The organism is Accumulibacter sp., assembly GCF_031732815.1.
Classification (GTDB): domain Bacteria; phylum Pseudomonadota; class Gammaproteobacteria; order Burkholderiales; family Rhodocyclaceae; genus Accumulibacter.
Window position 1 is genome coordinate 21,327 of record NZ_JAVMKF010000293.1, and the last position, 11,798, is coordinate 33,124.

Genomic DNA, 11,798 nt, shown 5'->3' on the forward strand with positions numbered 1-11,798 from the left:
CAGATTCAGTTGGCTAGGCGTTGAACAAGATCCCGCACGGCCGCTACGCGCTCAGCGAGCGTCGTGCTTTGCCGCTTGAGGATGAGTTTGTCCGGACCGGCAAGGCGGCAGTTGCGGTCCTTCTGGACAAGATTGATGATCCGTATCGGTTCGATCGGCGTTTCGGGCGAAAACTGAAGAACAACTTGCCCGGCCGTGACGTCGAGCTTGCTTATCCCCAACGGCTTGCAGAGGAGGCGCAGACGGTGGCCGTCGAGCAGCGCGCGGGCTGGCTCCGGCAATTCGCCGAAACGATCGACGAGTTCCTCGTGCAACGCGGTCAGCTCGTCGGCGTCGCTGCAATCGGCCAGTCGCTTGTACAGCGTCAGACGTTCGTTGACGTCGGAGGCGTAGTCCGCCGGCAGCAGCGCCGGCATATGCAGGTTGATTTCCGAGGCAAGCGCCAGTGGCGCTGCCGGATCGACCTCCTTGCCCTGCTTCAGCGCGGCGACGGCGCGCGTCAACATTTCGCTGAACATGGTGAAGCCGACTTCCTGCATTTCGCCTGACTGGTTATCGCCGAGCACCTCGCCGGCGCCGCGGATCTCGAGGTCGTGCATCGCCAGATAGAAGCCGGCGCCAAGTTGATCCATCATCTGGATGGCTTCCAGCCGCTGGCGAGCCTGTTTGTTGAGCGCGCCTTCGTCGTGCGTCAGCAGGTAGGCATAGGCCTGATGGTGTGAACGCCCGACGCGTCCGCGTAACTGGTGCAGCTGGGCGAGGCCGAACTTCTCGGCCTGGTTGATGATCATCGTATTCGCGTGCGGGTTGTCGATGCCGGTTTCGATGATCGTCGTGCACAGGAGGACATTGGCGCGCTGCTGGGTGAACTCGCGCATGACGCGTTCGAGCTCGCGTTCGTTCATCTGGCCATGTCCAACGACGATGCGCGCTTCCGGCAGAATCCTGCGCAAGTGCTCGTGCATCCGCTCAATGCTGGCGACCTCGTTGTGCAGGAAATAGACCTGGCCGCCGCGCTTGAACTCGCGCAGCAGTGCTTCGCGAATGATGCCCTCCGAGTAGCGGGTGACGAAGGTCTTGATCGACAGCCGCTTCTGCGGCGCGGTGGCGATCACCGAGAAGTCGCGCAGGCCTTCGAGCGACATTGCCAAGGTGCGCGGAATTGGCGTCGCCGTCAGCGTCAGAACGTCGACCTCGGCGCGCAAGGCCTTCAGCGCCTCCTTCTGACGGACGCCGAAGCGGTGCTCCTCGTCGATGATGACCAAGCCCAGACGGTTGAACCGGATGTCCTTCTGCAGCAGCCGATGCGTCCCGATGACGATGTCGAGTTTGCCGGCAGCCAGCCGGTCGACCACTTGCGCCCCCTCGCGCGCCGTGCGGAAGCGTGAGAGCTCGGCAATGTTGACCGGCCAGTCGGCAAAGCGGTCCTGGAAGGTCTCGAAATGCTGTTCGCAGAGCAGCGTCGTCGGACAGAGGACTGCCACTTGCCGGCCGCCGGCAACCGCACAGAAGGCGGCGCGCAGCGCCACTTCGGTCTTGCCGAAGCCGACATCGCCGCATACCAGGCGATCCATCGGGCGGCCCGATTTCATGTCCTCGAGCACGGCGGCGATGGCTGCTGCCTGATCCTGAGTTTCCTCGAAACCGAAGCCGTCGGCGAAGGCATCGTAGTCGTGCGCCTTGTACTGGCAGGCATGCCCCTGGCGCGCAGCGCGCAGCGCGTACAGCGCGAGCAGTTCGGCGGCCGTGTCGCGCGCCTGCTGGGCGGCCCGGCGCTTGGCCTTTTCCCAGTGTGGCGAACCTAGTGTGTGCAGCGGTGCGGCGTCGGGATCGGCGCCCGAGTAGCGCGAGATGACGTGCAGTTGCGCCACCGGGACGTAGAGCTTGGCGTTGTCGGCGTAGTGCAGTTCGAGGAACTCCATTGCGCCCTCGCCCAGGTCGAGATGGACCAGGCCCTGATAGCGCGCAACGCCGTGCTGCTCATGCACGACCGGCGCGCCCACCTTGAGCTCAGTCAGGTCGCGCAGCCAGTTGTCGACCGAGGACCGGCGCTGGCCGCTCTGGCGTCCACGGCGCGATGGGCTGTCCGCGTAAAGCTCGGCTTCCGTGACCAAGGCGAGTTGGCCGATCTGAAAACCTTCCTGGAGCGGCCCGACGGCGAGCGCGAGGCGGGTGTCGGCGGCGAGAAAGCTGGCCAGATCCGGACACGCAACAAGCGGCAAGGCGAACTCTGCGCACAGGCCGGCAAGCGTTTCGCGCCGCCCAGGGCTCTCCGCCAGCAGCAGGACTCGCCCCGCGTAGCCCTCGACGAAGGTCTTCAGTCGACCCAGCGGATCGTCGGCGCGCCGGTCAATGGCGACCGATGGCAGGCGCCCGCTTGGGCCGCCGTCGCCGCGGTCGAGACTGATCCGGGCGTAAGACCTGGCAGCGACGAAGAAAGTCTCCTCGGCGAGAAAAAGTTCTTCCGGCGCCAGCAGCGGGCGGCTGCGGTCGCCCGCAAGCAGCCGATGGCGGCCCTGCGCCTCATGCCAGAAAGCACGGAGGGCAGCCGGAACATCCGCGTGCAGGCAGACCACGCTGCGCTCCGGCAGGTAGTCGAAGAGCGTCGCCGTTTCATCGAAGAAAAGCGGCAACCAGTACTCGAGACCCGGTACCGGAATGCCGCTGGACACGTCCTTGTAGATTCCGGCACGCAGCGGATCACCCTCGAAAGCCGTTCGGAAGTTGCGCCGAAAGCGCGTTCGTCCTGTTTCGTCGAGCGGAAATTCACGTGCCGGGAGAAGGCGAACCTCGGCGACCGGATACAGCGTGCGCTGGCTGTCGGCGTCGAAAGTCTTGATCGTTTCGATCTGCTCGTCGAACAGATCGAGGCGGTACGGCAATGGCGATCCCATCGGAAACAGGTCGACCAGACCCCCGCGAATCGCGTATTCGCCGGGCGCAACGACCTGCGTCACGTGCGCGTAGCCGGCCACCGTCATCTGCGCCCGGAAGCGTTCCGCATCGAGTCTGTCGCCCTGCTTGAGGAAGAAGGTGTAGCCTGCCAGATAAGCCGGTGGTGGCAAACGGCAGACGGCGGTGCTCACCGGCACCAGCAGGACATCGCAATCGCCCTGGGTTACGGCGTAAAGCGTCGCCAAGCGCTCGGAAATCAGGTCGTGATGCGGCGAGAAGACGTCGTAGGGCAGGGTTTCCCAGTCGGGCAGCAAGCGCACGCGCAAGTCCGCCGCGAACCAGGGGATCTCGTTCAGCAAGCGCTGTGCGTCGCCGGCGCTCGCGGTCAGCACGGCGAGCAGGCGCGGCGCGCCGCCGCGTTTCGCCTGGCTCGCCAGTTCGGCGAGCAGCAGTGCATCCGCTGAGCCGGCGAAAGGGGGAAGCTGTCGCCTTTCGCCAGGCTCGGGCAGAGGCATTCGGGGAAGCGGTAGCGGCAAGAAGGACGACTCGCTGGTCTGGCTTGGCTGGTAAGTGGCGGCCGCGGAGGGCGCGGCGCGCACGGGGCGAAAGGCGCGCATTATAGCCTGGCCGGCAGGCGCCGCCGGGCGTGCTCAGGCGTCAGCTGCGTCCACAGCGCCTGGCGCCAGCGTCTGGCAGAGAGCGGCGAAGAACTGCGAGGCGCCCGCTCTAATCGAGTAATCCGCAACCTCCGACAGCGGCGTCCGGTGTGGATTGATTTCGACTACCGTGGCGCCTGACGCTTTCGCCCAGACCGGCAGGTGCGCTGCCGGTTGGACAGTAAACGATGTGCCAACACAGAAGAAGACGTCTGCCGTCGCGCTGCGCCGCCCGGCGGCGGTGAACACCTCCGGGTCGAGCGCTTCGCCGAAGAGCACCAGGTCTGGCCGCGCCGGCGCACCGCAGTGCGGACAGGGAAACGGTTCGCGCAGATCGTCTCCCCACTGGTCGGCGAAACCGCAGCGCGCGTGGCAACGCAATCGGTGAATCGTTCCATGCACCTCGAGCACCTCGCCATTTCCGGCGCGCGAGTGGTAACCGTCGATGTTCTGCGTGACCACCGTCAGGCGCTTGTCGGCGACTATCCTTTCCAGCCGGGCGATTGCTTGATGTCCAGGATTGGGCTGCCGGTCGTCGACCAGGTTTTTCAGTTCGCGCAGCCAGTTCCAGACCACGCGGGGATTGCGCATGAAACCATCGATGCTGGCGACCTCGTCCGGATCGACATTGTTCCACAAGCCGGTTGCGCCATCGCGGAAGGTCGGGATGCCACTGTCGGCCGACAGGCCCGCACCGGAAAAGACGACGATTTCTGCCGCTCTGCGCACGAGCGAGGCGATCTCATCGTGCACTGCCATGCCTGGCCTGTCCTTCATTCCGCCGTGCTCCTAGTCTTCGGGTTTGGCCGCTTCGTCAGTGGCGGGCTCGGGCTCGAGTTCATCGGGCGCATTCTCCTCGTAGAAGAACTCCTCCGACGGACCCTTCTTGCGACCAGACGTAGTCCGCGCGACGACGCCTTGCGGTGGCGGCAGGAAGGACTCGGGGACATCTTTCAGAACGCGTGCCATGTAGCCGATCCAGGTCGGCAAAGCGGCAGTGCCGCCGGTTTCGCCGCTGCCCAGATTGCGCGGCTGATCGAAGCCGATCCACGAGCAGCCAACGACGGTTTGCTGATAGCCGCAGAACCAGGCATCGACATGCTCGTTGGTCGTACCGGTCTTGCCGGCCAGGTCCTTGCGCTTGAGCGTTGCCGAGGCGCGCGCGGCAGTGCCATAGATGGTTACGTCGCGCAGCATGCTGTCCATCAGGTAGGCATTGCGCGCGTCGATGGCGCGCAGGCTGTCTTCGCCAGCGGTGATCGGCTCGGCCCGGGCGAGCACCTGCTTCTTGTCATCCTGGATTTCGCTCACGATGTACGGCCGAATACGGTAGCCGCCGTTGGCAAAAACGGCATAGGCAGTAACCATCTGCCAAGGCGTCACCGAACCGGCGCCCAGCGCCATCGTCAGGTAGGGCGGATGCTTGTCGGCGTCGAAACCGAAACGCGTCACGTAGTCCTGCACGAAGCGCACGCCGCTTGCCTGCAGCAGGCGTATCGAGACCATGTTCTTCGATTTGGCGAGCGCGGTGCGCATGCGCATCGGCCCTTCGTACCTGCCGTCGTAGTTCTTCGGCTCCCACGACTGGCTGCCGGTTACCGACGCCGGGAAGCTGATCGGTTCATCATTGATCACCGAGGCCGGGGTGAAGCCCTTCTCCAGCGCGCCCGAATAGATGAAAGGCTTGAAGCTCGAACCCGGTTGCCGCCACGCCTGTGTCGCATGGTTGAACTGCGAGCGGTTGAAATCGAAACCTCCGACCAGGGCGCGCACCGCTCCGTCGCGCGGATCGGCGGCCAGAAAAGCCGCTTCCGCTTCCGGCATCTGGACGATCCGCCAATTATTCTTCTCGTCGGTCTGCACGCGGATGACCGCGCCACGCCGCAGTCGCTTGGTCGGCGGGGCCTTGTCGTCAAGCATGCGGGCGGCAAACCGCAGGCCGTCGCCGCTGATCGTCACCACCTCACCGCCACGGCGGTAGGCGCGGACCTTGCGCGGATCGATCTGCAGGATGATCGCCGGATGCAGGTCTTCCGCATCCTGAAAATCCTGCAGTAGTTCGTCGAGCGCCTCGTCCTGTTCCGACTTGATCTCGTTCAGGTCGACATAGGCTTCCGCACCGCGATAGCCGTGCCGCCGGTCATACTCCAGGACGCCGCGCCGCAGGCTGTTGTAGGCCGCTTCCTGATCGTTCTTCAGGATCGTCGTGTAGACCCGCAAGCCGCGGGTATAGACGTCATCCGGAAAACGTTCGGCGGCGATCTGCCGCGCCATTTCGGTGACGTACTCGGCGTGCACAGGAATCTCGTTAACTTCGCGTTTGATCACCAGCGCCTGCGCCAGGGCAGCTTCCTGCTGCTCCGCGCTGATGAACCCAAGTTCGTTCATGCGACGCAGGACATACTGCTGTCGCAGGCGCGCGCGCGTCGGGTTGATCACCGGGTTGTAGGCCGATGGCGCTTTCGGCAGACCGGCGAGCATGGCTGCCTCGGCGATCGTCAGGTCGCCGAGAGGCTTGCCGAAGTAGGTCTGGGCGGCAGCAGCGAAGCCGTAAGCGCGCTGCCCCAGGAAGATCTGATTGACGTAAAGCTCAAGAATCTGGTCTTTGCTCAGGTTGTGCTCGATCTTGAAGGAGAGCAGCGCTTCGTACAGTTTTCGCGTGTAGGTCTTCTCGGACGAGAGAAAGAAGTTCTTCGCCACCTGTTGGGTGATCGTCGAAGCGCCCTGCCGCTTGCCGCCGCCGATCAGGTTGGCGTGCAATGCGCGCAATACGCCCAGCGTATCGACGCCCCGATGCTGGTAGAAGCGTTCATCCTCGGCCGCCAGGATGGCCTGCTTCATGATTTCCGGAACCTCCTGGATGCTGACGAAGGCTCGCCGCTCCTCACCGAACTCGCCGATCAGATAGCCGTCCGCGGTATAGATGCGCATCGGCATCTTGGGGTGATAGTCAGTCAGGATGTCGAGCGACGGCAGGTTCGGGTAGGCCAGGCTGAGGACGACCACCGCCAGGGCGAGCACGATACCGGCCAGACCAAGAACGAAGACAATCGGGTAAAGAAACCAGCGCAGCAGAGTAGGCAAGACAGTGTCCGGCAGCGAAAGCAGATCTGCAATATTATATAGCGCTGCAACAGAAATGACTTTACACTCTCTGAGCTTGTTGCTAGCATCTAAAGTGGAATATTTATTGTGGCGCTAACTGCAAATTATTGAAGGGTTTTTTGGTACGAGGTAGCAGTTTGCAGATTGATCTTTCGATCTTCAATCCCAAGGCTCGCTCGCTGATCGGCCTGGATGTCAGCTCGTCGTCGGTCAAGATGGTCGAGTTGGGCAGCGATAACAAAGGCGGTTATCGTGTGGAGCGTTACGCGATCGAGGTCCTGCCACGGGATGTCATTTCTGACGGCAACGTGGTGAACCTCGAAGCGGCCGCTGAGTCCGTTCGCCGGACATGGAAAAAGCTTGCCACGGCGACGCGGCATGTCGCAATCGCCCTTCCGACCTCGCACGTCATCACCAAGAAGATCATCGTCGCGGGAGGTCAGCGCGAGGAGGAACTGGAAGTCGTTGTCGAGTCAGAGGCCAACCAGTACATTCCATTTCCGCTCGATGAGGTGAACCTGGATTTCCAGGTGATTGGCCCGGCGCCTTCCTCACCGGACGAAATCGAGGTCCTGATTGCGGCCTCCCGCAAGGAGAAAGTCGAAGACCGGGTGGCCGTTGCCGAATCGGCCGGGCTCAAGCCGGTCATTCTCGACGTCGAGTCGTACGCCGTTCTTTCCGCCTTCGAACTGATCGAAAAGCGCCTGCCGGATCCAGGCAAGGGCAACATCATCGCGCTGGTCGATGTCGGTGCCAACGTGATGAACCTGACGGTGCTGCGCAACGGGCAGCAGATCTACGCGCGTGAGCAGGCCTTCGGGGGAAACCAATTGACCCAGGACATCGCTCGCTCGCTTGGCATCAGTTTTGAGGAGGCCGAGGCGGAGAAGCGCCGCAACAACTTGCCCGAACAGTGCGAAACAGAATTGGTGCAGCCGTTTCGCGAGGCGATGGCTCTCGAAATCTCGCGTGCGCTGCAGTTCTTTTTCACCTCGACGCAGTTCAGCCGGATCAATCATGTCGTCCTGGCTGGTGGCTGTGCGGTCATCCCGCGGGCAGATGAAGTGGTCGCGTCGCGCACGCAGATTGATACGATCATCGCCAATCCCTTCGCTGACATGGTGCTCGCCGACCGCGTCCGGAGCAAGAGCCTGCTCGCCGATGCTTCGTCTTTGATGGTCGCCTGCGGCCTGGCGTTGCGGAGGTTCGACACATGATCCGCATCAACTTGCTTCCACACCGGGAAGAGAAGCGCCGGGCGAGACGTCAGCAGTTCTGGGCTTTCTTCGGTCTGGTCACGATCATTTCTGGGCTGGCGGTTTTTCTCGTCTATCTGCTGATCGCACGCGAGATCGCCGCGCAGGAAGCCAGGAACGAGTTCCTCAAGAAGGAAATAGCCGTCCTCGACAAGCAAATCGACCAGATCAAGCGACTGAAGGAGCAAAGTGACGCGCTGATGGAGCGCAAGAAGATCATCGAATCGCTGCAGCGCGACCGCGCCGAGGCCGTTCGCCTGCTCAGCGAGCTGGCCAAGCAGATGCCGGAAGGAGTCTATATCCGCTCGCTCAGGCAGGAAGGCCAGAGGATCAGCCTGGGCGGCCTGGCTCAGTCGAGCGCGCGCGTCTCGACACTGATGCGCAACATCGAGGCATCGCCGTGGCTTGAGAAGCCGCAGTTGATCGAGATCAAGGCAGCTACGGTCGACAAGCGCAGGGTAAACGAGTTCAGCATGAACGCCTCGATCAAGCGGGCTCCAGTGGTGGCGAAGGGAGAACAGAAATGAAGGCGCCCACACTGAAGGCGCCCACGCTTCCAACGTTCGATTACCAGGCGATCCTGCGCGATTTCCAGAATCTTAATCCGCGGGATGTCGGCGCGTGGCCGCTGGCACCGCGCATCGCCGTCCTTGTTGGTGTGCTCCTGGTGATCGTGCTCGGTGGCTGGTGGTTCTTCTGGCTGGACCAGATGGCGGTTCTCGAAACCAGTCAGCAAGCCGAACTGAAACTGCGCGACGAATTTGTCAACAAGAAGAAGCAGGCGGTCAATCTCGACCTGCACGTGCAGCAGTTGAACGATATCGATCGCTCGTTCGGCGCCCTGCTCAAGCAATTGCCCAACAAGTCGGAGGTCGAGGCGCTGCTGGTCGAGATCAATCAGGCTGGCATGGGTCGGGGTCTCCAGTTTGAACTGTTCAAACCTGGCGTCGAACAGGTGAAGGACTTTTACGCCGAACTGCCGATCAATGTTCGCCTGACCGGCACCTACCACGATTTCGGCGCTTTCGCCGGGGACATCGGCAAGCTGTCGAGAATTGTCACCTTGAACAACATCTCGATTGTTGCCGGCGCGCAGAGCAAGGACGGTACCTTGGCGCTCGACGCCGTGACCAAGACTTTCCGTTACCTCGACGAAGAGGAGTTGGCGGCGAAGAGGAAAGCGGCGCAAGCGGCCAAGGGGGCGAAGAAATGAGGCGACTATCGATCGTCTTGTGCGCGATCTTTCTGGCGGCCTGCTCGACCAGCGGTCACGAGGACCTGCAGGAGTGGATGAAGACGGTCGCCCTTGATACCAAAGGCAAGATTCCGCCGCTCCCGGTGGTCGAGCCCTACGAACCGGTCCCCTATGATGCAGGAAAGCTGATCGATCCGTTCCGGCCGGGGAAGATGGCGCCCGAGGAGAAGAAGAGTAGCGGTGGCGGTTTCCGGCCCGACCTGGATCGCCCGAAAGAACCGCTGGAGGCTTACCCGCTCGAGACCTTGCGCTACGTTGGCGTGATGACCCGGAACAAGACTTCGCACGCACTCATCCAGGTCGACGGCTCCCTGTACCAGGTCCGCATCGGCAACTACATGGGACAGAACTTCGGCGTCATCGTTGGCGTGTCCGAATCCGAAGTGACTCTGCGTGAACTGGTCCAGGATTCAGCCGGCGACTGGGTGGAGAGAACGAGCAGCTTGCTGCTGCAGGAAAAGGGAGCGAAGTGAATGAAACAGATCAGGCAACACCTGCTCGGCCTTGTTGGTTTGGTGCTGCTGGCGCTCGGTTTGGCGAATGCGCAGGAAGGTGGCACGAATACCATCGAAGCGATGAGCGTCGCGCAACAGGGTTCCGTGGTCAACGTCCGGATCACGTTCAAGGAGCCGCTGAGGGCGCTGCCGCCGGCCTTCAGTGTGACGACGCCGCCACGTATCGCCTTCGACTTCGCCAATACGACCAATGGCCTCGGCAAGGTGAGCGAGACGTACAACGAAGGCGACTTGCGTAGCGCCAACATCGTCCAGGTCGAAGATCGCACTCGCGTCGTGCTCAATCTGCTGAAAACGATGAACCACGAAGCAACCATCGACGGTCGCAGCCTGCTTCTCACGCTTGCCCCGCGGGCTACGGCGGAGAGTGCCGGACCGGTCGAGCATTTCGCCAAGAGCCGTCAGTTGGATGTTCCGAATGAAATACGCGACATCAGTTTCCGACGTGGCAAGGACGGCGAGGGACGGATCACAGTCGACCTGACCGACGCCAACGCTGGAATTGACATTCGCCAGCAGGGAGCCAGCCTGATCGTCGATTTTGTCAAGGTGTCGCTTCCTGAGAACCTGCGCAAGCGGCTTGACGTCACCGACTTCGCGACGCCCGTGCTGACCGTCAACACGGTGAGCAAAGGATCGGGCGCACGCATGACGATCACCCCGCGCGGGATATGGGAGCACAACGCCTATCAGACCGACACGCAATTCGTCATCGAAGTCAAGCCGATCATCGAGAATCCGAACAAACTGGTGCAAGGGACGCGCGGCGGCTATCAGGGCGAAAAGCTGTCGCTAAACTTCCAGAACGTCGATGTCCGCCGCCTGCTCCAGGTGATCGGCGAGTTTACCGGCATGAACATGGTCGTCAGCGACTCTGTTGGCGGATCCATCACGCTGATTCTGAAAGATGTTCCCTGGGACCAGGCGCTCGATATCATCATGCAGCAGAAGGGCCTGGACATGCGCAAGAACGGCAACGTGATCCTGATTGCGCCGCGAGAGGAACTCGCCACGAAGGAGAAGCTGGAGTTTGAGGCGAAAGCGCAGATCAGCGACCTCGAGCCGCTGCTCACTGAAAGTTTTCAGATGAACTACATTCGGGCGGAAGCGGTGCAGAAGCTTCTGGTCGATCCGAAACAGACGCTGCTGTCGAAGCGGGGCAGTGCGTTGCTCGATGACCGCTCCAACATGATGTTCGTCAAGGATACGCCAAGCCGGCTGGACGACGTGCGCGCGATGATTGCCAAGGTCGACATGCCCGCCCGACAGGTGATGATCGAAGCGCGCATCGTTGAAGCAGGCGACAGCTTCGCCAAGAACCTGGGCATCCGTTTGTCGTGGAATCAGGCCAACCGCCTGGACACCGCGCGTATCGGCAGCGACGGGACAGCGCTCAGCGGCAACCTGAATACGGTCGCGTCGGTCAACCTGCCCTCCACGCCGCGTGTCGGAAGCGCCGGTCTGCTCTCCTTCACCTTGTACAACCAGCGCTTTACGCAGTTCCTGTCAGCCGAGATATCCGCCCTGGAGGCCGATGGGCGAGGCAAGGTCGTTTCGAGTCCGCGCGTGATGACGGCGAATCAGGTTGAAGCGATCATCGAGCAGGGCTTCGAGCTTCCTTATCAGATGGCGACTGCTTCCGGCGCGACAGCGGTCGCCTTCCGCAAGGCAAACCTGTCGCTCAAGGTCAAGCCTCAGATTACGCCTGATGGAAAGATCACCATGGCCCTCGACATCAACAAGGACACGCCGAGCCCGAGCTTCTCGACACAGGGCGGCGGATATGCGATCGACACGCGTCACGTGAAGACCGAGGTTCTGGTCGACAACGGTGGAACGGTCGTCATTGGCGGCATCTACACCCAGACGACGCGTACTGGCGCGCAGCGGATTCCATTTTTTGGTGATCTGCCGTATATTGGCTGGCTGTTCAAGAACCGCGAAGTCATCGACGACAAGACGGAACTATTGGTTTTCGTTACCCCGCGGATCATTTCCGAGAATCTGTCGGTGCGTTGAGCACCCCCGGTGAACTCAGCAGGAAGCCGGCGATCAGCCGGCTTTTTGTTGTCCGAGCTGCTCATGGTGCCAAGTGTGCGGGCCATGGGGTGAGTTG

Annotated in this window: 8 protein-coding genes; 5 read left to right on the forward strand and 3 right to left on the reverse strand. The window is 62.1% G+C overall.

The window, feature by feature from the left end; translation table 11 throughout:
- Positions 1–5 precede the first annotated feature (5 nt).
- The 3 genes from mfd to RKP46_RS16790 all read right to left on the reverse strand — a co-directional run bounded on the left by mfd (position 6) and on the right by RKP46_RS16790 (position 6,635).
- Positions 6–3,410: a transcription-repair coupling factor gene (gene mfd, locus RKP46_RS16780; protein ID WP_311107681.1), complete on the reverse strand. Its 3,405-nt coding sequence runs from the start codon at positions 3,408–3,410 to the stop codon at positions 6–8.
- A gap of 135 nt (positions 3,411–3,545) precedes the next feature.
- Positions 3,546–4,328, reverse strand: a complete 783-nt coding sequence (locus RKP46_RS16785; RefSeq protein WP_311107682.1) for an NAD-dependent deacylase — start codon at positions 4,326–4,328, stop codon at positions 3,546–3,548.
- Positions 4,329–4,340: 12 nt separating this feature from the next.
- Positions 4,341–6,635, reverse strand: coding sequence for a penicillin-binding protein 1A (locus RKP46_RS16790; RefSeq protein WP_311107683.1), 2,295 nt, complete (start codon positions 6,633–6,635; stop codon positions 4,341–4,343).
- A gap of 158 nt (positions 6,636–6,793) precedes the next feature.
- On the opposite strand from RKP46_RS16790, the gene RKP46_RS16795 reads away from it, so the two are divergent.
- The 5 genes from RKP46_RS16795 to pilQ are packed head-to-tail and all read left to right on the forward strand — an operon-like array spanning position 6,794 to position 11,701.
- Complete coding sequence (locus RKP46_RS16795) at positions 6,794–7,873, forward strand: pilus assembly protein PilM (protein WP_311107684.1); 1,080 nt, start codon at positions 6,794–6,796, stop codon at positions 7,871–7,873.
- Positions 7,870–8,439, forward strand: coding sequence for a PilN domain-containing protein (locus RKP46_RS16800; RefSeq protein ID WP_311107685.1), 570 nt, complete (start codon positions 7,870–7,872; stop codon positions 8,437–8,439). The genes RKP46_RS16795 and RKP46_RS16800 overlap by 4 nt, the downstream gene beginning before the upstream one ends.
- The gene (locus RKP46_RS16805; protein ID WP_311107686.1) at positions 8,436–9,125 is read left to right on the forward strand and encodes a type 4a pilus biogenesis protein PilO; all 690 of its coding nucleotides are present in this window, start codon (positions 8,436–8,438) and stop codon (positions 9,123–9,125) included. The genes RKP46_RS16800 and RKP46_RS16805 overlap by 4 nt, the downstream gene beginning before the upstream one ends.
- Positions 9,122–9,640, forward strand: a complete 519-nt coding sequence (locus tag RKP46_RS16810; RefSeq protein ID WP_311107687.1) for a pilus assembly protein PilP — start codon at positions 9,122–9,124, stop codon at positions 9,638–9,640. The genes RKP46_RS16805 and RKP46_RS16810 overlap by 4 nt, the downstream gene beginning before the upstream one ends.
- Positions 9,641–11,701, forward strand: a complete 2,061-nt coding sequence (gene pilQ / locus RKP46_RS16815; RefSeq protein ID WP_311107688.1) for a type IV pilus secretin PilQ — start codon at positions 9,641–9,643, stop codon at positions 11,699–11,701.
- The last annotated feature ends 97 nt before the right edge of the window (positions 11,702–11,798 follow it).

Coding starts and splice junctions, on each gene's coding strand:
- RKP46_RS16810 (WP_311107687.1), top strand. CDS start 9,122: ATGAGGCGACTATCGATCGTCTTGTGCGCGATCTTTCTGGCGGCCTGC.
- RKP46_RS16805 (WP_311107686.1), top strand. CDS start 8,436: ATGAAGGCGCCCACACTGAAGGCGCCCACGCTTCCAACGTTCGATTAC.
- RKP46_RS16785 (WP_311107682.1), bottom strand. CDS start 4,328: ATGAAGGACAGGCCAGGCATGGCAGTGCACGATGAGATCGCCTCGCTC.
- RKP46_RS16800 (WP_311107685.1), top strand. CDS start 7,870: ATGATCCGCATCAACTTGCTTCCACACCGGGAAGAGAAGCGCCGGGCG.
- mfd (WP_311107681.1), bottom strand. CDS start 3,410: ATGCCTCTGCCCGAGCCTGGCGAAAGGCGACAGCTTCCCCCTTTCGCC.
- pilQ (WP_311107688.1), top strand. CDS start 9,641: ATGAAACAGATCAGGCAACACCTGCTCGGCCTTGTTGGTTTGGTGCTG.